The sequence below is a fragment of the Sphingomonas paludis genome (assembly GCF_053502515.1).
This window is the reverse complement of sequence record NZ_CP187558.1, coordinates 465552-487959: the sequence shown is the minus strand read 5'-3', so window position 1 is coordinate 487959 and position 22408 is coordinate 465552. Positions and strand designations below refer to the sequence as shown.

Sequence of the window (22408 nt, the reverse complement as noted above, 5' to 3'; positions counted from 1 at the left end):
CTCATGTCGTCGCAACCGGGTGCGGCATGGGCAGATGCGGCCGCTTGCGCCGCAGCCCGATCAGCGGGCGCAGCCACGGCAGCTCGCGTCCGGCCAGATAGAACAGCCAGCATCCGGCAATGGTAGCCGCGGTCGCCGCCACGAACTCAACCCATCCCGGCAATGCCATCGGCACCAGCCAGAAGATCGCCAGCACGATGATCGTCTGGTGGATCAGATAGAATGGGAACACCGCCTCGGTCAGCATCGGCCGGATCGGATGATCGCGGTTCCAGTACCGCTCGGCAATGCCGATCATCGCCACGATCGCGCACCATTGCTGGATCGCATGGGCGCTGGTGTACGGCCGCAGGAACCATGCCGGCACCGCGACGTCGCCGGGCCAGGCCAGCTCCGCCCAGATCTTGACGCCGTAAGCCGCCGTCGCCGCCGCCGCCGCCAGCGGCCACCACCGCCGGATGGCGTCCATCGCCGCGCCCGAACGGGCCAGGGCAAAGCCGAACAGAAACCCCGGCAGGTACATCAGATGCGCGATGTGATCGTCGAACAGCGCATGGGTCTCGCCGCGGAACGGGAACCACAGCACATGGACGCACATCAGCCATGCCAGCGGGATCAGGACGACGCCCAGCCCGCCGCCCAGCGCCATCGCCCGGTCGAACCATCGCTGCGCCGCATCGCCCCCGGACAACAGCACCAGGATCGCCAGGATCAGCGTGTACACCCACAGATAGACGATGAACCACAAATGGTTCCACGTCGGCAGGTCCAGCCCGAACAGCTTGCCGAACCGGAAATAATCCCGGGTCCAGAACTGCCAGTAATCCTGCGGATAGCCGAACTTCGTCACCACCTCGACCCAGGGCTGGGGCGGGACGATCACGGCCATCCCGAACATCAGAGGGACCACCAGCCGCAAGGTGCGATTGCCAGTGAAACCGGCGACCCCGCTCGACCGGGCCAGCAGCGCCCGGCTGGCATAGCCCGACACGACGAAGAGCAGGCCCAGCCGCCACGCATTGACCGCCAGCATCGGGATGGTCGTCCAGTCCGCGCCTGACGGCGACTTCACATGAAAGCCCCAGGGCACATAGACCATGCCGACATGATAGAGGATCAGGATGGCGAACGCCCCGATCCGCAGCCAGTCCATGCCGTGGTGCCGTGCGACCGGTTCCGCCACCCGCGCCCGCCGCGCCACGCCGCTACCTGCTTTCATGCCGCCCGCCTTAGGGGTATAGCGGCGCAGAAGAAAGCTGCCTCTGATCGCGGGAACCATCCATGTCAGTCCGTCCATGGCGCGATATCGCGCGTCGTCCCTGTCGCCAGATCATGGTGGGCAACGTCCCTGTCGGCGGCGATGCGCCGGTGACGGTGCAGACCATGACCAATACGCCGACCACGGACGTAAGGGCGACGATTGATCAGATCCGCCGGTGCGAGGAAGCGGGCGTCGACATCATCCGCGTATCGGTGCCGGACGTTGAGAGCAGCACCGCGCTGAAACAGATCGTGCGCGGCAGCCGCGTGCCGATCGTGGCCGATATTCATTTCCACTATAAGCGCGCGCTGGAGGCGGCGGATGCCGGTGCTGCCTGTCTGCGCATCAATCCTGGCAATATCGGCAGCGCGGACCGCGTGCGCGAAGTGGTCAACGCGGCCAAGGCCAATGGCTGCGCGATCCGCATCGGGGTGAATGCTGGCAGCCTCGAAAAGGACCTGCTGGAAAAATATGGCGAGCCGTGCCCGGAGGCGCTGGTCGAAAGCGCGCTCGATCACATCAAGTTGCTGCAGGATCACGACTTCCACGAATACAAGGTCGCAGTAAAGGCGTCCGACGTGTTCCTGGCGGTCGCCGCCTATCAGCAACTGGCCGAGGCGGTGGACTGCCCGCTGCATCTGGGCATTACCGAGGCGGGCGGCCTGATCGGCGGCACGGTCAAATCGTCGATCGGCATGGGGTCGCTTTTGTGGTTCGGCATCGGCGACACCATCCGGGTCAGCCTGTCGGCGGAACCGGAAGAGGAAGTGCGCGTCGGATTCGAGATCCTGAAGGCGCTGGGCATCCGCAATCGCGGCGTCCGCGTCGTTTCCTGCCCCAGCTGCGCCCGCCAGGGATTCGACGTGATCCGCACCGTTCAGGCGCTTGAGGAACGGCTGCAGCATATCCGCACGCCCATGTCGCTGTCGGTGCTGGGCTGCGTCGTCAACGGCCCGGGCGAGGCGCGGGAGACTGATATCGGCCTGACCGGCGGCGGCAATGGCAAGCACATGGTCTATCTGTCGGGCGTCACCGACCACACGGTCGAAAGCGCCGACATGCTGGACCACATCGTCCAGCTGGTCGAGGCAAAGGCCGCCGAGATCGAGGCGGCGAACGCGCCGGCAGTGGCGGCGGAATAGGGGCGACCGGACCGTCCGGCCGCCCCCATTGCCGGGCGTCAGTCGCTGTAGCGATCGTACCAGTCGGCAGCGCTGATCCGGTTGCCGTCGCGCGTCACCCGGACCGACGCGGTGTCGCCGTTGCTGGCGATTCGGATGCGGTCGCCATCGAAGCTGGTGAAGTTCATCGACACCGGTTCGTCATAGAGCGACAATTGCTCCTCCAGGATCGAGACGGTGATCCGCTCGCCCAGCCGCAGCGATTCGTAATAGTCGGTATAATAATGGACTCCGGCCATGTTGCGCGCATTGGCGATGTTCATGGCCAGCTTGTCGAGTTCGCCCTGGATCGTGATCGTCGGCGTGCCGGGCGCCGCGACCAGTTCGCCACCCTCATTGGCATTGGCGTTGGTGTGCGAGGCGACGAACGGCGTGAACGGCCAGGGCCGCTCGGTGACGCCGTCGGCCGCGTACATTTCGAAGAATGCCTTGAGCACGGTGACGCACGCGCCTGCCACCGTGGCATGGCCCGCGCCATAGGCCGGATGGGTCGGCGACCCTTCGGGAAAGGCCATTGGGAGCAGATAGTTCTTGGTGTCCGCGATGGTCGGAAAGTCGGCGGGCAGGCCGCTTGCTTTCTGCTTCAGTTCGGTCGAGGCGTTTTGCGCCTGGTTATGCTGGGCGATCATCGTCAGGATCGCGGGCGGAATCTTGCCTGTGATCGCAGCAACCGATTGCGCGAGGGCCGGGTTGCGGTTCGACAGCCGTGCCGGATCATTCGCGTGGAGCGTGATCAGCCCCGCCAGCACTTCGGGGCGCATCCGCCGGTGATGCAGCCATTTCTGTCGCCACACCGCCTTCAGACCACGGGTCGCCACCTCGGTCACCAGCGACAGGATGTGCGGGCCGCCGAACGAGGCAAAGGCCGCGCGGGTCGCGCTCGTCGTTTCGGGCATCCCCCGATCCTTGGGGAAGGCGGGATCGGCCAGCATCAGCAGGCAGGCGACCTGATAAGCCTGATACAGCGCGTCGTAATGGACATAGGTAGCGATGTCGCGCGGCGTCCACAGATAGCGGCGGCGATCGCGGAAGCGGTCGAAATTGTTGAAATCCACCCCGTTCTGGGCATCGAGCCATGCGCCCCAGTTGGTGAGATAGTCGATCCCCTCACGCGCGACGATCGAGCGCTGATCGATGACCTGCGTGCCGTAATAGACATAGCCGTCCTCGCGCCCGAAGCGGGCGGCAGTGCCGACGAAGCTCGGCTGGCTGCTGTTGCCGCTGGCAGGCGTGCCATCGGGCTTGACGAAGCGGAACATGGGATTGGGCTGATTGCCGACCAGCATGAGTTGCGACACCCATGGCCCCGCCTTCGATCCCGGCGTCGAGCCCCTGAACAGGTCGGCGCCGCCGTTGATGACCCCACGCGTTTCGAAGCGACGGCGCTCTGCATCGCCGGTCGGGGTATAGCTGCCGTCGAACCAGGGCATCGAATCGAGCGCCTGGCGCACGGCGGCGACATTGGGCCCGCTTTCGTCCTCGATCGCGGTGAATGGCACGTCCCGAAGCAGGGCCATGGCGTAGAGTTCCGCCATTTCGGCCGCCAGCTCGTCCGATGCGACCAGCGGCGCGGCGGCAATGGCGAAGGCTCCGGCATCGCCGCCCTGGGTGTCATAGACATGACCGGTCAGCGGGCTGGTCAGCTTACGGTAGCCCAGCGGGCGGGCGGGGCTGGACAGCGGATGGCTCGCGGGATCGGCATAGCGTGCGGGATCTGTCGTCGTTCCCGCGCCGCGCCGGTTGCCGCCCATCGGCAGCCCTTCCAACGCGCCGGGCTGGTTGGCGGTCAACGCCCCGACCATCGCCCGGTAGCTGGCGGTGTCGACGAAGCCGTCGACATCGTGGGGGAGCCCCTTGTGATAATTCGCGGCGAAACTGGCACCGAAACTGATTTCCTCGCCATTGGCGCTGGTGACGCCAAGGCCGCGTTGGTCTGTCAATGCGCCATTCGCCTCGCGGCGGCGGCGGGCAGTTGCTCTACGCGTACCGCAATCGGGCACAGGCGTTCCCAAAGATCGAGACATTCGGCAATCCTTTCCATCATTTAGCGTGAACGCAGCAGTCCCTGTCCGAAAGCAACAGCCTTCGGACGGACGTCGTCAAAATACGCATCATGAACAGGGTGGCCCGCGACCCGGAATGTGATTGCCCCCATCTGCCAAATTACCCGATCCATCAGTCATCGTTTAGAGGGAATAATCTTCCGACTGTCGTATTTAGATTTCATTCCATCAAGTAAACGAGGCGGTAAGCACTTGGCGTTCATCGGTCGGAGCAGTGGCGGTCAGCCCGCGACTCGCAAGCCAGCTCTTGGCACGGGCCCATCCGTCGCTCAGTCGACGGTATGCAGCCAGATGCGGAATGCCGTCAGCGCCGACGTCTCGCGCCGCGAATGCAGCCGGGTGAGCCAGTAGCTGCCGGTATCGATCGGAATCGCGAACGGCTGGACCAGCCGCCGATCCGCAATCTCACCGGCAAACAGCACGGGCGGCAACAGCGCGACGCCGTGCCCGGCCATGGCGGCAGCGCCGATCAGCGCGCCACTGTCCATTACCGGACCGGTCAGGCGGGGGCAGGGCGTGCCGGCGGCGGCAAACCAGCGCGGCCATTCATCGGCGCGGTACGATCGCAACAGCGGCGCGGCGTGCAGATCGGCGGGTTCGGTCAGCCGCGCGGCCAGTTCGGGCGCGCAGAGCGGCGAAAGCGGCGCGGACAGCACGGGTTCGGCATGGGTGCCATGCCATGCACCGTCGCCGAACCGGATCGCGCAATCCAGCCCCTCGCCCGCCAGGTCGACCCGGTTGTTGTTGGCCATCAGCCGCAGGTCGATCAGCGGATGGGTGGCGCGAAACCCGTCCAGCCGGGGCAACAGCCACTGGTTCAGGAACGTGCCCACCACGCCAACGGTGAGCACGCTGCGCAGGCCCCCGCCCGCGAACCGGTCGAGCATCGCGCCCATGCGGTCGAACCCGTCGGCCAGCACCGGCACCAGCGCCAGTCCCTCGTCGGTCAATGCCAGTCCGCGCGGCAGCCGGCGGAACAGGGGGACGCCCAGCCTCGCCTCCAGCGCCGCGACCTGATGGCTGATCGCGCCCTGCGTCACGCACAGTTCGGCGGCGGCGCGGGTAAAGCTCAGATGCCGTGCCGCCGCCTCGAAGGCGCGCAGGGCGTTCAGCGGCAACTGGGCACGATCCATGTCCGGCAGCATGAGCACAGTTCATGCCTGTGTCGAGCAAGGATGGTTTGTCCCCCGGCTGATCGCGCTGCATCCTGCCCGCTCGATGGCACCGCTCAGGGCAGGGGGACGGAGGGATGATGAGGAAAATTGCAGCGATCGGGGCATTGGCGACAGCGGCGATTGCCGCCCCAGCGCAGACGCCGGACGATCCGCTGCTGCGACCGATCGCGCCGGATTACGCGAGGCGCTGGCTGGATCCGCATCCCGTCACCCGGCTGCACGGGCAAAGCTGGTTCATCGGCTATCGGGGACTCAGCATGGCGGTGATCCGCACCAGCCGCGGCCTCATCCTGATCGACGGCGCTTTGCCCCAGACGGTGCGTGAAACACAGGACAGGATGCGCGCGGCTGGCTTCGATCCAAGGCAGGTCAAGCTGATCCTGGTGACGGAGGCGCATTACGATCATGCCGGCGGCGTCGCAGCACTGGCGCGGGATAGCGGCGCGACGGTCGTTGTCGGGCGCGAGGCGGTGGCCGAACACCGCACCGGCAAGCCCGATGCGGCCGATCCGCAACATGCCGACCTGCACCCGATTCCCGCCAGCACCCGCGTCCGCGCGGCGCGCGACGGCCAGGCGATCCGGCTGGGCGACACGGTGGTCACCGCTCATGCGACGCCCGGCCATACGGCGGGCAGCATGAGCTGGTCATGGAAATCCTGCGAGGGCGGACAATGCGCGACCATCCTGTTCGCCGCCAGCCAGAATGCGATCAGTTCCGACGGATACCGGTTCACCGACCATCCGGAGCGGGTGGCGATGTTTCGCCGGGCGGCGGCAAGGATGCGGGGGCTGTCCTGCGACCTGCTCGTCACTTCGCACCCCGACGAGCGGCTGCTGGCGGGCATGAGGAAGCTCGATCAGTCGCGGTCCCCAAACCCGCTGATCGATCCCGCCGCCTGTCGCCGGTTCGCGGATGGCGCCGAGGCGAAGCTCGATGCCCGGCTGAAGGACGAGCGCGGCGGTTGACGGGGCCGGCGGCGCGGCCCATCCGCGCTGGCATGACCCGCCCCGCCACCGCCCCCATCATCGCCTTTGCCATGGGCTGTGTCGGCATCGCGCTGTTTTCGGGCATGGACGCGATCATGAAGGCGCAGAGCATCGCCATCGGCGCGTTCAGCGCCATGTTCTGGCGCTCATTGCTCGGCTCGGTCATGGGCGGCGCGATCTATTTCGGCGGCGGCGGGCGGGTGCCGCATGGCCGCGCGCTGCGGCTGCACCTGATCCGGGGGAGTTTCGGGGCGCTGTCCATCGTCCTGTTCTTCTGGGGCCTGACGCGCGTGCCGCTGGCCCAGGGGATTGCGCTCGCCTTTATCTCGCCACTGGTCGCCATCGGTCTGGCGGCGCTGTTCCTGAAGGAAAAGGTGGGGCGCTCGGCGCTGATCGGATCGGCCATCGCCTTTTGCGGGGTGGCCGTGATTCTGACCGGACAGGCGCAGACCGCGATGGGGCCGGATGCGTTTCGCGGCGCGGTCGCCATCCTGATCGCGGCGATGCTCTATGGCGCGTCCAACGTGATGCTGCGGGTCCAGGCGCAGGGGGCCAGCCCGATGGAGGTGGCGTTCGCCACCAACTTCGTCTTCTTCCTCTGCTATCTGCTGGCAATCCCGTTCGTTCCGCTGATGCCGATGGCGGGATGGAGTGGCACCGGCTGGATCGCGGCGGCCGCCGTGCTGGCGCTGGTGTCGATCCAGGCGCTGGCCTGGGCCTATGCGCGCGCCGATGCCAGCTATCTGGCCCCGGTCGAATATACCGCCTTCGCCTGGGCGGCAGTGCTCGGCTGGCTGGTCTTTGGCGAAGTCGTGTCCGCTTGGACCGTGGCGGGGGCGGCGCTGATCGTCGCCGGCTGCATCCTGGCCGCGCGCAGCAAGGGGCATCAGGGCGTGGAGGCTGCGATATGAGCGTGACGGTTCGCCCGGCGGTGGCGATGGACGTGCCGGTGATCCTGCGCTTCGTGCGCGAACTGGCCGAGTATGAGCGTGAGCCCGACGCGGTACGGGCGACCGAGCTGATGCTGGCCGACGCGCTGTTCGGCGATCGTCCGGCGGCAGAAGCGATCATCGCCGAATCGGGGGGCGAACCGGTCGGCTTTGCCCTGTTCTTCCACAATTTCTCGACCTGGGAGGGGCGGCGCGGCCTGTATCTGGAGGACCTGTATGTCACGCCCGGCGCGCGCGGATCGGGTGCGGGCAAGGCGCTGCTTCGGGCGTGCGCCCGCATCGCGGTTGCGCGCGGCTGTGCCAGGTTCGAATGGGCGGTGCTCGACTGGAACCAGCCCGCGATCGATTTCTACCGGGCGATGGGCGCGTTGGGCATGGACGAATGGACGGTCCAGCGGGTCAGCGGCGATGCCCTGGCCCGGCTGGCGGCGGAGGATTGATCGATGGCCTGGCTCTGGCTGATCCTGGGCGGCTTGTTCGAAGTGGGCTTCACCACCAGCCTTCGGCATGTCGACGGGTTCAGGAACCTGCCCTGGACGCTGGCCTTTCTGGTCAGCGTCACCCTGTCGATGCTGCTGCTCGAAATCGCCGCGCGCACCATTCCGATGGGCACGGCCTATACCGTCTGGGTCGGGATCGGCGCGCTGGGCACCATCCTGGTCGGCATCCTGGCATATGGCGAAAGCGCGACGCCGGTGCGGCTGTTGCTGCTCTTGGCGCTGATCGGCTGCATCATCGGATTGAAGGCGACGGCCGGGAAATAGGCCAGACGGAAAAGGGGCCGGCGCACCGCGATGGTGCACCGGCCCCGTTCACGGCGCTGACAGCGGCTCAGCCCTGGCTCGCCTCGACCCCGGTCTGGTCGACCGATTCGGCTGCCGCCTTCTTGTCCTGATTGTAGCGCTCGATCGCCTCGAGCGTGATGCGGCGCGCATCCTCGGCCCCGCCCCAGGTGCCGACGCGGACCCACTTCTTCTTTTCCAGGTCCTTGTAGTGGGTAAAGAAATGCTCGATCTGCTCCATGACGATGCCGGGCAGGTCGTCCTTTTCCACCACGTTGGAATAATAGGGGAAGACGGTGTCGTGCGGCACGCAGACCAGCTTCTCGTCGCCGCCCGCCTCGTCCTCTAGGTTCAGCACCGCGATCGGGCGAGCTGCGACCACGCAGCCTGGGATGAAGGGCGAACGGGCGATGACCAGCGCGTCCAGCGGGTCGCCATCGGGCGACAGGGTGTGCGGCACGAACCCGTAATTGGCCGGGTAGCGCATCGGCGTGTGCAGGATGCGATCGACGAACAGCGCGCCCGAACCCTTGTCGAACTCGTATTTCACCGGTTCGCCGCCGGTCGGCACTTCGATAATGACATTCAGGCTGTGCGGCGGGTCTTCGCCCACCGGGATCAGGTCGATACGCATGTGTCTTTCCCCCAAATCACCGGGCGCTCAGCAACCGGTCCAGTCCCGTGTCGCCGGTGCCCGTCTTTTCGAGCCGCGGATAGCGCAGCCCGTCGTGATAGTCGATGCTCGCTTCCCGGAAATGGGTCCCGTATTTGACCAGCATCCGGATGGGCGAGCGGCCCCCTTTGGCCGCTTTCACCGCATTCTTCAACTCATCGGGCGTATAGGCCTCTCCGTTCACCGCCGTTACCGTGCCGCCGACCGCAAGCCCGGCCTTGAACGCCGGGCCGCCCCAGTCGACGCCGCTGATCGTGCCGTCCCGGCCGATGGTCAGGCCCAGCGAATAGGTCAGGTTGACGCCGCCGGCCCTGCCCTCGCTTGCCTTCAGAAACGGGGTCGGCTCGTCGGTATAGACCAGCTTGTAGCCATTGCCGGTAAAGCCGCCCAGCGGCGCACCGGTGCTCACCTCTTCGGTGCGCGACTTCAGATGCCTGGCCCAGTCATAGGGCTGGACGGCGTTCAGGATGCCGACGACGTCCTTGAACGTATAGGTGACGACGCCCCAGTCGCCGTCGTTGATGCCGAAAAACGCCTTGGCGAAATCGTCCATCGACTTGGTGCCGCCGGACAGTTCGCGCAGCTTCGCGTCCACCTCCAGCCAGATCAGCAGCCCTTCATTGTAATAATCCTCGCTCCGCTGCCAGCTGGTCCAGCCCTTGGGCCGGCGGGCGGAAATGATCGGATCGTTTGTGGTGTCGATCAGCGGACGCCAGGTGCGCCCGGCGCGGCTGTCCAGCGACGCGGCGATATTGGCCAGCATGTCCAGCGTATCCTGTTTGCCGACGATGCCCGACCGCGCCTGCAGCACATAGCCCCAGAACTGCGTCTGCCCTTCATACACCCACAGCAGGCTGTCGCGCATGGGCATCCGGAAATCGGGCGTCCACAGGTCCGCCCCGCGCCGGAACTTGCCGTTCCAGCTATGCACATATTCGTGCGGCAACAGGTTGCGGCTGCCCGGCCCCTTGTCCCATTCGGTGAAATAGCCGGGGCCGACCCCGTTTTCGGAACTGCGGTGATGCTCAAGGCCGATGCCGCCCATTTCGTCGGTGATGGCGAACAGGAACTCGTATTTGTCGTAATGCTGCGCGCCGAACAGCTTCACGCCCTGTTCCACCATGCGCTTGTGCGCCTCGATCTGCTCGGGCTTGGCTTCCAGCTGCTTGGGATCGTCGGCGAACACATTCAGGTCCACCCGGTCCGACAGCGCCCATTCCCTGAAATGCGCGCCCGCGAATACCGGGCTGTCGACCAGCGTGTCGTAATCGGTGGTCTGATAGCTGTAGATGGCGCCGCGATTGGTGGCGGGCAGGCCCGACCGCGCGGTCCAGCCGTCCGGATAGGTCACGGTCATGCTGACGGGGATGTTCCGCGTGAAATAGCCGGCCGGATACAGGCTCATCGAATTGGGCTGCAGGTTCAGCATCTTGGGTGCCATCACCACGCGGCCCTGATTGCCTTGCGTCGCGGACAGGAACTGGAACCGCGCCTCGATCGACCGGACCCCGGCGGGTACGTCCAGGTGAAAGGCATTGACGTCCAGCACGTCGCGCTTCCACGGGATCACCTTGCCGTTGCCGGTAAAGACCAGGCCGGTCAGCTTCTCGATCTGCCCGCGCGGCGCGTGCGTGCCGGGCAGCCATTCGGGGAACAACAGCACCATCGGCCCGGCCTTGGCGACGGGAATCGTCTCCTTCACCGTGAAGATGCCTTGCTGGATGTTGGTCGCATCGATCTCCAGCTTCAGCGTGCCGGGAAAAGCAACGTCGCGCGCGGCAGGCACGGTGTCGACGATCGGCATGGGCTGTGGCTTGCTGTTCTGGCCAAGCACGGGGGCGGCGGTCGCCAGCAACAGCGTGCCAAGCGCTAGAGGACGGATCATCGGGGGGAAACCTTTCGGCAAACAGAGGTGATGCGCTTCACTAAAGCGCCGCAGTCCGCCCGCGTCCAGTCCCCGCGCGTCACAAATCCTTCACGGCTTGCTTACCAATGCCGGGATAGGGAAGGGGCCATGTATCACGATGCCAGCCTGACCGGACGCGCCGCCGCCGATCCGCGGCCACGCTCCGCCGTGTCGCACGGCGTCGGCATGGCCGGGCTGGCGGGCATGACCGCCTGGTTCGTGCTTGCGCTGTGGATCGGCATGGACGGCCCCTATGCCGCGCTGATCAACGTCGCTGCCGCCGGGGTGCCGATGGTGCTGTGGTCGGTGCTGGTGGACAAGGTGCATCGCAATCCATCGACCGGCATCGACTGGTCGCTCGGCCGTCCGCTCAAGGACAGCATCGACATCAGCATCACGAAACTGACCGGCCTGTGGCTGACCTGGGCGGGGATCGCGGCGATCTATTCCGTCGCGCGCTTCTACTGGCAGGGCAATTACCAGTTCGCCATGTGGTGTTTCCAGATGGCGGCGCCCTGGCTGTTCGCGCTGTCCGTTCCCTACGTGCTCTGGGTCGACCGCTATCTTGTGGAGCCGCGCGACGGTGCCTGGCATCTGGGCGCGTGGCTGATGAACCTGGACGTGGCCGTCGATCGGGAGGCGATTTACAACCATCTGCGCGCATGGGCGGTAAAGGGCTTTTTCCTCGCCTTCATGCTGGCCATCGTGCCCGGCAATTTCGGTGAGGTGATCCGGTGGGACCGCTCGGCGCTGCTCACCGATCCGGTGGCGCTGGCCCGGTTCCTGATCGCCGTCATGTTCATGATCGACGTGGCGTTCGCCACATCCGGCTATATCCTGACGATGAAACCGCTGGACGCGCATATCCGCACCGCCACGCCCTATACGGCGGGCTGGGTATCAGCGCTGATCTGCTATCCGCCCTTTGCGCTGATGGCCGATGGCGGGCCGCTGGATTACCATCCCGGCACGTCGGAATGGACCTATTGGCTGGCCGGTCATCCCGGCGTCATGGCGGTGTTCGGCGCGGTGCTGGTGGTGCTGACCGCTATCTATGCCTGGGCCACCATGGCGTTCGGCATCCGCTTTTCCAACCTGACGCATCGCGGCATCCTGACCCATGGTCCCTATGCCTGGACGCGGCACCCGGCCTATCTGTCCAAGAACCTGTTCTGGTGGATCGCCACGCTGCCGTTCCTGACCACGACGGGCAGCTGGTCGGATGCGGTTCGCAACACGGTGCTGATGGCGGGCGTCACCGCGGTCTATTACTGGCGCGCAAAGACCGAGGAAAAGCATCTGGGCGAGGATCCGGAATACCGCGCCTATAGCGACTGGATGACGCGCAACGGCCCGGTGCCCCGATTCTTCGCAGCCGTGCGGCGGGCGATGGCGGCGCGGGTCTAGCCAGCACCCCTGCGGAAGCAGGGGTCCAGAGCAACAAGGCCAACCGCTGCGGCTCCAGGCTCCGGCTTTCGCAGGCGCACGTCAGATGAGGGCTGGCCCGCCGTCGGTCAGCACATGGCTGCACAGCTGCGCCTGCGGCGTGTCGCCGTCATGCAGCTGCGCGACCGTCACCCAGCCTTCCTGGCGCAGGCTGGCCGCCAGCACAGGGTCGGTGCCCGTGGGCACGAACAGCCGCCGCCGCTCGGCCACCGCCAGCCCGGCCTCCAGGATCGGATCGGCATAGAGCGAAAAGCCCATTGCCGGCTCGGCCGCGCCGCCGTCATGCAGCACGGCATAGGCGCCGCCCCGCCCGATCTCGCCGCGCACGCCGGCGGCAAAGATCGAAAAGCCCAGCCAGCTTTGATATTCGAACCCGTGCCGCTCCGTCGGATCCAGCGTCAGCGACACCCGCCCGGCCAGACCCTCGGCCAGCGCGCGCAGGCCATCGATCCGGCTGGCCAGCGCGCCGCCCGCGTCCCATGCCGCCAGCCGTTCGATGGCCCGGTCGAACGGCCCCGCCGCCTCGATCAGCGGCAGGTAATCGGGGGCGATCGCGGCCACACCCGCATGGTCCTTTGCATCCAGCCGATCGTTCAGCGCGGCCAGCTGCGCCGGCGACAACCGGCCGCCCGCCAGCGTCTCGACCAGGTCGGGCAGCGTCAGGTCGATCGACAGGCCGCTCAGCCCGGCAGCCGTCAGCGCATCCACCGCCACGCCGACGACTTCCCGCGCCGCCGCGACCGAATCCAGCCCGATCAGCTCCGCCCCGATCTGGCGCAGCGCCCGGTCGGGGGCCAGCTGGCCCGCCCGCAATTTCAGGACCGGCCCTGCATAGGACAGGCGGACGGGGCGCGGGTGATGCGCCATGCGGCTGGCGGCGATGCGTCCGATCTGTGCCGTCATGTCCGGCCGGATCGCCAGCGTGCGCTGCGACACCGGATCGACGAAGCGCACCGCGTCCTTCAGGCTGGATGCCTTCAGCCGCTGGCCAAGTGTATCGGCAAATTCCGCAAGCGGCGGATCGACCTGCTCATAGCCATGGGCAAAAGCGGTATCCAGGATGCGCCGCTCCAGCCGCGCGGCGGCATCGGCCATCGGCGGCAGGCGGTCGTGAAATCCCTCGGGCAGCAATCCGGTCATGTCGCTTAGCCCTCTCCCCCTTGGGGAGAGGGTTGGGAGAGGGGGGGTGCCGCAAGCGCCGCGTCGATGGCGCTCAACACGCCCTCCAAATTTGCCCCAACCTCAGCGTTCGTGAACCGAATCACTTGATATCCCTGTTCTTCCAGCCAAGCCGTGCGCTCAGCGTCATAGCTGGCTTGGCCAGCATGGCTATCCCCGTCAACCTCGATCACAAGTCGCCGCGAACGGGCGGCAAAGTCGGCAATGTAGCGACCGATCACTACCTGACGGGTAAATTTCACACCTTGGAATCGCTTGGCACGTAGTGCGAGCCACAAGTCGCGCTCGAAGGGCGTGAGTTCCCGACGGGCATCCCGGGCAAGAGACTGCAATCGCTGATCTCGTGGCTGCCGCAATGCCCCTCTCCCAACCCTCTCCCCGGAGGGGAGAGGGCTATTCAGGTCAGAACTTCAGCGCCATGGCCGTCTTGACGCCGGGCAGGGCGCGGACGGTGGCGATCAGTTCCGGCGTCACTGCCTCGTCCACCGACAGGAGCAGCACGGCTTCCCCGCCCGCATCGCGTCGGCCCAGGTGGAAGGTGCCGATATTGACGCCCGCCTCGCCCAGCGTTGAGCCCAGACGGCCGATAAAGCCCGGCGCGTCCTCGTTGACGACATAGAGCATGTCGCCGGCCAGATCGGCCTCCACCTTGATCCCGAACAGTTCGACCAAGCGCGGGGCGCTGTTGCTGAACAGCGTTCCGGCCACCGACCGCTCGCCCGCATCGGTCTTCACCGACACGCGGATCAGGCTGTGATAATCGCCCTCGCGCTCGCTCCGCACCTCGCGCACCTCGATCCCGCGCTCCTTGGCCAGGAAAGGTGCGTTGACCATGTTGACCGTGTCGGAATGGACGCGCAGGAACCCGGCCAGCGCCGCCGACACCATCGGCTTCATGTTCAGCTCGGCCGCCGCGCCCTCGGCATGGATGGAGATGCGGGGGATGGCGCCATGGGCCAGCTGGCCGACCAGGCTGCCCAGCTTTTCGGCCAGCGCCATATAGGGCTTGAGCCGCGGTGCCTCCTCCGCCGACAGGCTGGGCACGTTCAGCGCATTGGTGACGCCGCCGGTCAGCAGGTAATCGGCCATCTGTTCCGCCACCTGCAGCGCGACATTCACCTGCGCTTCGTTCGTGGACGCGCCCAGATGCGGGGTGGCGACGAAATTGGGCGTGCCGAACAGCGGATGCGCCTTGGCGGGTTCCTCGACGAACACATCGAGCGCCGCGCCCGCGATGTGGCCCGAATCCAGCCCAGCCTTCAGCGCCGCCTCGTCGATCAGACCGCCGCGCGCGCAGTTGATGATCCGCACGCCCTTCTTGGTCTTGGCGAGATTTTCGGCCGAGAGGATGTTGCGCGTCTGATCGGTCAGCGGCGTGTGCAGCGTGATGAAATCGGCACGGGCGAGCAGCTCGTCCAGCTCCACCTTGTCCACGCCCATTTCCAGCGCGCGTTCGGGCGACAGGAACGGGTCAAAGGCGGCGACCTTCATCTTCAGGCCCAGCGCCCGGTCGGCGACGATCGAACCGATATTGCCCGCGCCGACCAGGCCCAGCACCTTGCCGGTCAGCTCGACGCCCATGAACCGGTTCTTCTCCCACTTGCCCGCCTGGGTGGAGGCGTCCGCCTCCGGCAGCTGGCGGGCGAGCGCGAACATCAGCGCGATGGCGTGCTCGGCCGTCGTGATCGAATTGCCGAACGGCGTGTTCATCACCACCACACCGGCGGCGCTGGCGGCGGGAATGTCGACATTGTCGACGCCGATGCCCGCACGGCCCACGACCTTCAGATTGGGGGCATGGGCAAGGATGTCCTTGGTGACCTTGGTCGAGGAGCGGATGGCTAGGCCGTCATACTGGCCGATGATCGCCTTCAGCTCGTCGGGCGTCTTGCCGGTGATCTCGTCCACCTCGACCCCGCGGTCGCGGAAGATCTGGGCGGCGAGGGGAGACATTTTGTCGGAAATCAGAACCTTGGGCATGGATTGGGTGTCCTGTTCAATCCCGTTCGGGCTGAGCTTGTCGAAGCCCTGCCCTTGCTTGAACGGTTGCGAAGAAGTGCAGCGCTTCGACAAGCTCAGCGCGAGCGGAGGGGGGTATCAGCCGGCCTTGACGGTCGCGTAGGCCCAGTCGAGCCAGGGGCCGAGCGCCTCGATATCGGCGGTATCGACGGTCGCGCCGCACCAGATGCGAAGACCCGCTGGCGCATCGCGGTATCCTGCGATGTCGAAGGCCGCGCCTTCCTTTTCCAGAAGGCCAGCCATCTGCTTGATGAACGCCTCGTCCGCGCCCTCGACGGTCAGGCAGACGCTGGTCTTCGACCGCGTGGCCGGATCGGCGGCAAGGTGGCCCAGCCAGTCGCGCTCCGCCACGATTGCATCGAGCGCAGCGGCATTGGCATCGCTGCGGGCGATCAGGCCGTCCAGGCCGCCCAGCGACTTCGCCCATTCCAGCGCGAAGATCGCATCCTCCACCGCCAGCATCGACGGCGTGTTGATCGTTTCGCCCTTGAACACACCCTCGGCCAGCTTGCCCTTGGCCATCAGGCGGAACACCTTGGGCAGCGGCCATGCGGGGGTATAGGTTTCCAGCCGCTCGACGGCGCGCGGGCCGAGGATCAGGACGCCGTGCGCGCCTTCGCCGCCCAGCACCTTCTGCCAGCTGAACGTCGCCACATCGATCTTGTCCCAGTCGATGTCGTACGCGAACACCGCGCTGGTCGAATCGGCGAAGGACAGCCCTTCGCGGTCGGCCGGGATCCAGTCCGCGTTCGGCACGCGCACGCCGCTGGTCGTGCCGTTCCAGGTGAACAGCACGTCGCTGGACCAATCGACCGCACCCAGATCGGGCAGCTGGCCGTAATCGGCGCGGATGACGGTGGGATCGAGCTTCAGCTGCTTGACCGCATCGGTCACCCAGCCCTCGCCAAAGCTTTCCCAAGCGAGCGCGGTGACGGGCCGTGCGCCCAGCATCGTCCACATCGCCATTTCATAAGCGCCGGTGTCGGACGCGGGCACGATGCCGATGCGGTGCGTATCGGGCAGCTTGAGCATCTCGCGCATCAGGTCGATGGCATATTGCAGGCGCTGCTTGCCGAGCTTGGAGCGGTGTGAGCGTCCGAGCGATTCCGTGGCCAGCTTGTCCAGCGACCAGCCGGGCGGCTTCGCACAGGGACCAGAGGAAAAATGGGGGCGCGCCGGCAGGGTGGCGGGCTTGGCAGGCGCAAGGGTCGCGCCAGCGGCAGTCAGGTCGGTCATGTCAGTCTCTCCTTACAGAGAGCACGCGCGGCGTTGGGACCGCGTGGCCCGTCGGCCGCCCTAATGATGCGGGGGCGGGTGTCAATCGATTTCGATGGACGGCGCTCTGGCGGGGTGCTTCGCTGGGCTTCATGACTGGGAAGGGGGAAACGATGGTCCATGAATTCAACGATCCGATGCCGCTGGCGCAGTGGGTGCGGCGGGCATTGCTTGCCTTTCTGGCCACCTCCGTCCTCGGAATTGGCGTCGGCATCTATGGGGCGATGGCGGGCGCGGCGCTGCAAGCGGGGGCAGGCGATGCATGGACGTCGCCGGAAATGCTCGACGACATCGCCGGGATTTCTGCCTTGGTCCAGCTCGTAGTCCTGATCGCCTGCCTGATCCTGATCGGTCGCTGGATGTACCGCGTGAACAAGAATGCACACAGCCTGGGCGCGGATATGCCGATGAGCCCGGGCTGGAATGTCGGTTATCTGTTCGTACCCTTCGCCAATCTTTGGATGCCGTATCGGGGGGTGCGGGCTTCGTGGGATGCGACTGCGGCGTATATCGACGAGCAACGCCGTGCTGCGACCGCAATCTTCGCTGCGTGGTGGGGCGGTTGGATCGTGTCCAATATTCTGTCGCAGATTTCATTCCGGATGATGATGCGGGATGACGCCTCTATCGACACGTTCATCACGACAAGCTGGATTGATGCGGCATCCGCGCTGGCCGGACTGGTCAGCGGCGTTGCCCTGTTGACAATCGTGCCGCGCCTGTCGGCGGCGCAGAACGATGCGCACGCGCCTTCGATCTTCGAATGACCCGCATCAGGGTGCAGGCGGCGCGAGCAATCCCCGGTCGGTCATCCAGTCGGTGATCCGGTCGGGCCAGTGGCGCAGCGACACCAGCGGCGTCGCCTCGCCCATATTATAGGCATGGCCGCCTGCGGCATACATGTGCAGTTCCGCCGACGCGCCCGCCGCGCGATAGGCGGTCAGGATGTCGATCACCGGCTGCGAACAACATTCGTCGTCGCTGGCGGCGGACAGCAGGAGCGGCGGCGCGTCCCTGGTGATCGCCTCCTCGCCCTTCAGCGGGCCGGGAAAGACGAGGATACCGTAATCGGGCCGTGCCGACAGCCGGTCGATGGCGTCCCCTGCACCGGGGGCGGGGACGGGCGGGCTGAGCAGGGTGACGCGCGCCAGTTCGCCGCCCGCCGAAAATCCCATCACGCCGATCCGGTCCGGCGCGATGGAAAACTCGGCGGCGCGGGAGCGGACGAGGCGCACGGCCCGCTCCGCATCCTCGCGCGCATGGGCGAAGCTGTAGGGCGAATCCTTCTGCCGGAACAGGCGGTAGCGCAGGACGAATGCGGCAACGCCGCGCTGCGCATACCAGCGGGCGACGTCGTCCCCCTCGGTCGTGATGACCAGGAATTCGTGCGCCCCGCCCGGCATGATGATGACCGACGCGCCGGTGCGCCGTTCGGGATGGGCCGGGAAATAGGTGACCGACGGCGCGTTGATCGACTTGGTCCAATAGTCCTTCGATTCCTCGGGCAGCGCGGCGCGCGCCTCGAATCCCGGCGCGCCCTTTTCCCACAACGGAATGCGCGTACCCGGTGCCGGCGCGCCCTGCGCCAGCGCCGCCGCGCCCCAGAACAGCGCCACCAGCGCGAGCATCCGTCGGATCATCGTTCATCCCCTCCTGTCCGGCTGCATGGTAGCGCTCGCAGGCATCGGTTCGTCAAGCGGCTGGTTGCGCGGGCGCAGTGCCGCTTTAGACTGGCGCCATGGTATCCCGCGTCCGCTTGCCCGTCCTGCTTGCCCTGCCGCTCCTGCTGGCCGGGTGCCTGTTCGGCGGGGGCGGGGAGGAGGAGCGCCCGGTCCAGCGCATCCGGCCGCGCGCTGGCGGCCCCGTGACCCTGCGGCGCGAGCCGACGCGCGACACGCTGGCCTGCCATGCCGAACTGGCGCGCGAGGGGGTTCGCTTTACCCCGCTGCCCGATCAGGATTTCGGCAGCGGATGCCTGGTCGAAGGGGCGGTGCGGCTCGACGATTACGGCCTGCCGACCAGCGGGCTCAAATCGATCCGCTGTCCCCTGGCCCAGCGCTTCGTCGCCTGGACCCGCTATGCGGTCCAGCCCGCCGCGCAGATGGTTTACGGCGCGACGGTGGTGCGGATCGAAACCTATGGCACGTTCAGCTGCCGGGGCATCGTGGGCAACGGACCCGCAGCCAGCGGCCGCGTATCGCAGCATGGCCTCGCCAATGCGGTCGATGTTGCAGGGTTCACCCTGTCCGACGGGCGCAAGGTGACCGTGCTACAGGGATGGAACGGCCCGGACGAACGCGACCGGCGGTTCCTGCGCCTGATCCACGACAGCGCGTGCAAGCGATTCACCACGGTGCTCGGCCCGGAATATAATGCCGCCCACGCCAATCATTTCCATTTCGACATGGCCGGCCGCGACTTCTGCCGCTGAAATTTGCAGGCGTCATCCCCCACCCCGCTCATGCTAAGCTTATCGAAGCATTGTCCCTCTGGCTGCCCCGCCCCGAAAGACGAAAAAGGCAGTGCTTCGACAAGCTCAGCACGAACGGAGGTCTTAACTCAGCGCCTCGACCTGTTCGGCCAGATCCAGCCAGCGCAGTTCCGCCGCGTCCTTTTCCTCGCGAGCCTTGCCAATGGCAGCGGTCAGCGCGGCAAAGCGCTTCGGGTCCTCCGTGTACAGCCTGGGGTCGGCCAGCGCCGCCTCGTCCCGCGCGATCTGGGCGTCCAGTTCCTCGATCCGCTTGGGCAACAGCTCGTAGTCGCGCTGGTCCTTGTAGCTGAGCTTCGCGGATTTGGGCTTCGGCGGCGCGGCCTCCACCGGCTTTGCTGTTGCCTTCTTCGCCTCGGGACGAACCCGCCGCTTGGCTTCCCAGTCGGCATAGCCGCCGACCACCGCATCCACGGTGCCGCTGCCGTCCAGCCCCAGCGTCACCGTGACCGTCCGGTCCAGGAAATCGCGGTCGTGACTGACGATCAGGACGGTGCCGTCATAATCCGCGATCACTTCCTGCAACAGGTCCAGCGTCTCCAGGTCCAGGTCGTTCGTCGGCTCGTCCAGCACCAGCAGGTTGCTCGGCCGGGCGAATTCGCGCGCCATCAACAGGCGGGATCGCTCGCCGCCCGACAGGGTGCCGATCTTGGCGTCCACCATTTCGGGCGGGAACAGGAACTCCTTCAGATAGCCGTGGACATGCTTGCGACTGCCCCGCACGTCCAGCCATTCGCCGCCATCGGCCAGCACGTCGCGCACCGTCTTTTCGGGTGCCATCTTGCTGCGCTGCTGGTCGATGACGATCATGTCGATGGTCTTGGCCAGCTTCACCTCGCCCGCATCCGGCGCGACCTCGCCGGTCAGCAATTTGAGCAGCGTCGATTTGCCGGCACCGTTCCGCCCGACAATGCCGATCCGGTCGCCGCGCGTGATCCGGAACCCGAAATCGCGGATGATCGCCCGCTCGCCGTACGTCTTGGTGACCCCCTTGGCGTCGATCACCACCTTGGTCTTGCTGTCGTCGGACGACGCGGCCAGCGCCGCCGTCCCCTGCATCCCCGTCATCGCGGCGCGTTCGGCGCGCATCTCGATGAGCTTGTTCAGCCGACCCATGTTGCGCCGCCTGCGCCCGGTGACGCCGCGCTGCAGCCAATGCTCCTCCAGCTTCAACCGCGCATCCAGCCGTTCGGCGGCGCGCTGTTCCTCCGCCTCCACCGCTTCGGTCCATGCCTCGAACCCGCCGAAGCCGATTTCCGACCGCCGCATGGTGCCGCGATCGAGCCAGAAGGTCTGGCGGGTCAGCCGGGTGAGAAAGGTCCGGTCGTGGCTGATCACGACGAACGCGCCGCGAAACCGGGTCAGCCAGTCCTCCAGCCATTCGATCGCGGCGATGTCCAGATGGTTGGTCGGCTCGTCGAGCAGCAACACATCGGGGTCCTGCGCCAGCGCACGGGCGATGGCGGCCCGCCGCCGCTCGCCGCCCGATGCCGTCGCCGCCTCCCGCTCCATGTCGATGCCCAGCTGGTCCGCGATGGCGGCCACCTCGTGCCGCTCCGGCGCATCGGCCCCGGCCAGGGCGAAGTCCATCAGCGTCGCATGGCCCGCAACGCTGGGGTCCTGTTCCAACAGGATGACGCGGGTGCCCGGCACGATCACCCTTTTGCCCTCGTCCGGCTCGATCCGCCCGGCCAGCAGCTTGAGCAGGGTCGTCTTGCCCGCCCCGTTCCGGCCGATCAGCGCCAGCCGGTCGCGCGCGCCGATATACAGGTTCAACCCCCGGAACAGCCAGCCGCTGCCCTGGACCAGGCCCAGTTCCTCAAAGCTCAAGATCGGTGCTGCCATGGCCGCGCACCTAGGGGCAGTGTGGCCCCCCGGCAAGCATCGCGGCATATTCGGGCTTGCGCGCGGCTGACGGCCCTATTCACGGGTTGTTCAACGCGGCAATTTTATGGCAACGCCCATGAACATGGCGGTTAAATCCTTCTGTCTGGCGATGATGCTGCTGTCTGTCGGCGGCACGCCGGTGGATTCCGCCTCGGCGCAGCGCCGCCCGCGCACCGATCAACAGGCGGCGCATCAGGGCCGGGCCGCCGGCCAGCTGCTGCCGTCGCGCGACATCGAACGGCGCGTCGTGCCCCAGATGCGCGGCGCCGAATATCTGGGCTTCGATTTCGATTCCGGCACCGCCATTTACACGCTCAAGTTCCTGCGCAATGGCAACGTCATCCGGGTCGATGTGGATGGCCGGTCCGGGCGGGTGCTCGGGCGCACGGATCGATAGGGCGGCGACCGCACGGCCGCCGGATGACAGCGAACTAGGATCAAGGGGATCGATGGATGCGCGTTCTGATCGTCGAGGATGAACCCAATCTGCGCCAGCAGCTCAGCAACACGCTGGTCGGCGCGGGCTATGCCGTCGACACGGCGGCCGATGGCGAAGAGGGGCATTTCCTCGGCTCCACCGAAAGCTATGACGCGATCATCCTCGACCTCGGCCTGCCGGAAGTCGACGGGCTGACCGTACTCGACCGCTGGCGGCGGGAGGGGCGGACGACCCCCGTTCTGGTGCTGACGGCGCGCGACAGCTGGTCCGACAAGGTTGCCGGGCTCGATGCCGGTGCCGACGATTATGTCGCCAAGCCGTTCCAGTCGGAGGAGCTGATCGCGCGGCTGCGTGCGCTGATCCGCCGCGCGTCGGGCAATGCCTCGGCCGAACTGATCGCGGGCGACATCCGGCTGGACACCCGCTCGGGCAAGGTCACCCGGGCGGGCGAACCGGTCAAGCTGACGGCGCAGGAATACAAGCTGCTCAGCTACCTGCTCCATCACAAGGGCAAGGTGGTCAGCCGCACCGAGTTGATCGAACATATCTACGATCAGGATTTCGACCGGGATTCGAATACGATCGAGGTGTTCGTGACCCGTATCCGCAAGAAACTGGGCGCGGACGTCATCACCACCATCCGCGGGCTCGGCTACAGCCTGGACGAACCGGCCGCTGGCTAGGAAGGGGCGGGG

The 22408-nt window shown here is 66.6% G+C and carries 21 protein-coding genes; 10 read left to right on the top strand and 11 right to left on the bottom strand.

Going from position 1 to position 22408, the window contains the following annotated elements; genetic code table 11:
• Position 1 precedes the first annotated feature (1 nt).
• Complete coding sequence (locus ACPVPU_RS02310) at positions 2–1219, bottom strand: acyltransferase family protein (protein WP_448659310.1); 1218 nt, start codon at positions 1217–1219, stop codon at positions 2–4.
• Positions 1220–1281: 62 nt separating this feature from the next.
• On the opposite strand from ACPVPU_RS02310, the gene ispG reads away from it, so the two are divergent.
• Positions 1282–2403, top strand: a complete 1122-nt coding sequence (gene ispG, locus ACPVPU_RS02305) for a flavodoxin-dependent (E)-4-hydroxy-3-methylbut-2-enyl-diphosphate synthase (protein WP_448659309.1) — start codon at positions 1282–1284, stop codon at positions 2401–2403.
• A 38-nt stretch (positions 2404–2441) separates the two neighbouring features.
• Here the strand turns inward: ispG and ACPVPU_RS02300 are convergent, their stop codons facing one another.
• Together ACPVPU_RS02300 and ACPVPU_RS02295 are read right to left on the bottom strand one after the other, a co-directional pair.
• Positions 2442–4382, bottom strand: coding sequence for a hypothetical protein (locus ACPVPU_RS02300; RefSeq protein ID WP_448659308.1), 1941 nt, complete (start codon positions 4380–4382; stop codon positions 2442–2444).
• 392 nt (positions 4383–4774) lie between these two features.
• Positions 4775–5638: a LysR family transcriptional regulator gene (locus tag ACPVPU_RS02295; RefSeq protein WP_448659307.1), complete on the bottom strand. Its 864-nt coding sequence runs from the start codon at positions 5636–5638 to the stop codon at positions 4775–4777.
• A 116-nt stretch (positions 5639–5754) separates the two neighbouring features.
• Here ACPVPU_RS02295 and bla point away from each other — a divergent pair, with 116 nt between their 5' ends.
• Genes bla through ACPVPU_RS02275 form a run of 4 tightly spaced genes read left to right on the top strand, consistent with a single transcriptional unit; the run spans position 5755 to position 8383 of the window.
• A complete protein-coding gene (bla, locus tag ACPVPU_RS02290) occupies positions 5755–6648 on the top strand; it encodes a subclass B3 metallo-beta-lactamase (RefSeq protein WP_448659306.1) in 894 nt (297 codons plus the stop codon).
• A gap of 32 nt (positions 6649–6680) precedes the next feature.
• Positions 6681–7580: a DMT family transporter gene (locus tag ACPVPU_RS02285; protein WP_448659305.1), complete on the top strand. Its 900-nt coding sequence runs from the start codon at positions 6681–6683 to the stop codon at positions 7578–7580.
• The gene (locus ACPVPU_RS02280; RefSeq protein WP_448659304.1) at positions 7577–8059 is read left to right on the top strand and encodes an N-acetyltransferase family protein; all 483 of its coding nucleotides are present in this window, start codon (positions 7577–7579) and stop codon (positions 8057–8059) included. Before ACPVPU_RS02285 ends, ACPVPU_RS02280 begins: the two co-directional genes overlap by 4 nt.
• Positions 8060–8062: 3 nt before the next feature.
• Positions 8063–8383: a DMT family transporter gene (locus tag ACPVPU_RS02275; RefSeq protein ID WP_448659303.1), complete on the top strand. Its 321-nt coding sequence runs from the start codon at positions 8063–8065 to the stop codon at positions 8381–8383.
• Positions 8384–8450: 67 nt separating this feature from the next.
• Here the strand turns inward: ACPVPU_RS02275 and ppa are convergent, their stop codons facing one another.
• Together ppa and ACPVPU_RS02265 are read right to left on the bottom strand one after the other, a co-directional pair.
• Positions 8451–9035 (bottom strand): inorganic diphosphatase, encoded by a 585-nt coding sequence (gene ppa, locus ACPVPU_RS02270; protein ID WP_448659302.1) that lies wholly within the window; start codon positions 9033–9035, stop codon positions 8451–8453.
• 16 nt (positions 9036–9051) lie between these two features.
• Positions 9052–10959: a M61 family metallopeptidase gene (locus ACPVPU_RS02265; RefSeq protein WP_448659301.1), complete on the bottom strand. Its 1908-nt coding sequence runs from the start codon at positions 10957–10959 to the stop codon at positions 9052–9054.
• 129 nt (positions 10960–11088) lie between these two features.
• Here ACPVPU_RS02265 and ACPVPU_RS02260 point away from each other — a divergent pair, with 129 nt between their 5' ends.
• Entirely contained in the window at positions 11089–12387 is a 1299-nt protein-coding gene (locus tag ACPVPU_RS02260) for a methyltransferase family protein (RefSeq protein WP_448659300.1), read from the top strand.
• Between the two features lie 81 nt (positions 12388–12468).
• Here ACPVPU_RS02260 and ACPVPU_RS02255 read toward each other — a convergent pair whose 3' ends face one another.
• The 4 genes from ACPVPU_RS02255 to ACPVPU_RS02240 form a co-directional block, all read right to left on the bottom strand.
• The gene (locus ACPVPU_RS02255) at positions 12469–13566 is read right to left on the bottom strand and encodes an ATP phosphoribosyltransferase regulatory subunit (protein WP_448659299.1); all 1098 of its coding nucleotides are present in this window, start codon (positions 13564–13566) and stop codon (positions 12469–12471) included.
• Between the two features lie 5 nt (positions 13567–13571).
• Positions 13572–13883 (bottom strand): endonuclease domain-containing protein, encoded by a 312-nt coding sequence (locus ACPVPU_RS02250; protein WP_448660584.1) that lies wholly within the window; start codon positions 13881–13883, stop codon positions 13572–13574.
• Positions 13884–14007: 124 nt separating this feature from the next.
• A complete protein-coding gene (gene serA / locus ACPVPU_RS02245; protein WP_448659298.1) occupies positions 14008–15585 on the bottom strand; it encodes a phosphoglycerate dehydrogenase in 1578 nt (525 codons plus the stop codon).
• A 117-nt stretch (positions 15586–15702) separates the two neighbouring features.
• Positions 15703–16860 (bottom strand): phosphoserine transaminase, encoded by a 1158-nt coding sequence (locus ACPVPU_RS02240; RefSeq protein WP_448659297.1) that lies wholly within the window; start codon positions 16858–16860, stop codon positions 15703–15705.
• 176 nt (positions 16861–17036) lie between these two features.
• On the opposite strand from ACPVPU_RS02240, the gene ACPVPU_RS02235 reads away from it, so the two are divergent.
• The gene (locus tag ACPVPU_RS02235; RefSeq protein WP_448659296.1) at positions 17037–17666 is read left to right on the top strand and encodes a DUF4328 domain-containing protein; all 630 of its coding nucleotides are present in this window, start codon (positions 17037–17039) and stop codon (positions 17664–17666) included.
• Positions 17667–17672: 6 nt separating this feature from the next.
• Here ACPVPU_RS02235 and ACPVPU_RS02230 read toward each other — a convergent pair whose 3' ends face one another.
• Complete coding sequence (locus ACPVPU_RS02230; RefSeq protein WP_448659295.1) at positions 17673–18539, bottom strand: alpha/beta hydrolase; 867 nt, start codon at positions 18537–18539, stop codon at positions 17673–17675.
• 98 nt (positions 18540–18637) lie between these two features.
• Between ACPVPU_RS02230 and ACPVPU_RS02225 the strand changes: the two genes are divergently transcribed.
• Positions 18638–19330: an extensin-like domain-containing protein gene (locus tag ACPVPU_RS02225; protein ID WP_448659294.1), complete on the top strand. Its 693-nt coding sequence runs from the start codon at positions 18638–18640 to the stop codon at positions 19328–19330.
• A 123-nt stretch (positions 19331–19453) separates the two neighbouring features.
• Here the strand turns inward: ACPVPU_RS02225 and ACPVPU_RS02220 are convergent, their stop codons facing one another.
• Positions 19454–21232: an ABC-F family ATP-binding cassette domain-containing protein gene (locus ACPVPU_RS02220; RefSeq protein ID WP_448659293.1), complete on the bottom strand. Its 1779-nt coding sequence runs from the start codon at positions 21230–21232 to the stop codon at positions 19454–19456.
• A gap of 118 nt (positions 21233–21350) precedes the next feature.
• On the opposite strand from ACPVPU_RS02220, the gene ACPVPU_RS02215 reads away from it, so the two are divergent.
• Positions 21351–21671, top strand: a complete 321-nt coding sequence (locus ACPVPU_RS02215; protein ID WP_448659292.1) for a hypothetical protein — start codon at positions 21351–21353, stop codon at positions 21669–21671.
• A gap of 56 nt (positions 21672–21727) precedes the next feature.
• Entirely contained in the window at positions 21728–22396 is a 669-nt protein-coding gene (locus tag ACPVPU_RS02210) for a response regulator transcription factor (RefSeq protein ID WP_448659291.1), read from the top strand.
• Positions 22397–22408 lie beyond the last annotated feature (12 nt).